Source organism: Avibacterium volantium (assembly GCF_049366555.1).
GTDB lineage: Bacteria > Pseudomonadota > Gammaproteobacteria > Enterobacterales > Pasteurellaceae > Avibacterium > Avibacterium volantium_A.
Genome location: NZ_JBMMGT010000080.1, coordinates 1 through 361, shown reverse-complemented (window position 1 = coordinate 361; position 361 = coordinate 1). Strand labels below are relative to the sequence as shown.

Annotated in this window: 1 pseudogene; it reads left to right on the top strand. The window is 39.1% G+C overall.

Annotated elements, in window-relative coordinates:
- Positions 1-361 (top strand): annotated as a pseudogene (locus ACLS0A_RS11075) (helix-turn-helix domain-containing protein); the annotation flags it as partial.

The following is a 361-nucleotide window of genomic DNA, read 5'->3' as shown; positions in this document are numbered from 1 at the left end:
AGTGTTAGGTAAAAAACGATGTTATTCTGTTGAGTTTAAATTAAAGGTTATTCAAGTTATCAAAAAAGGCCAGTGCTCCGCTGAAGCCGCCTGCTTTCGCTTTGATATCCCCAGTTCAGGGATAATTAGTCAATGGTTGCAACGCTTTGAAAAACAAGGTATAGATGGGTTATTGCTCAAACCTAAAGGTCGTCCAAGTATGAAACTCAACTCACCTAAAATGCCACCAATGCCCAAAACAGAAGAAGAACGCTTGCGTTACCGAATTTTGGAATTAGAAGCGGAGAATGCAATGCTAAAAAAGTTACAGGAACTCAACCAACAAAAAATGCAGAAAAAGCCGTCATCGTAAATGCCTTAT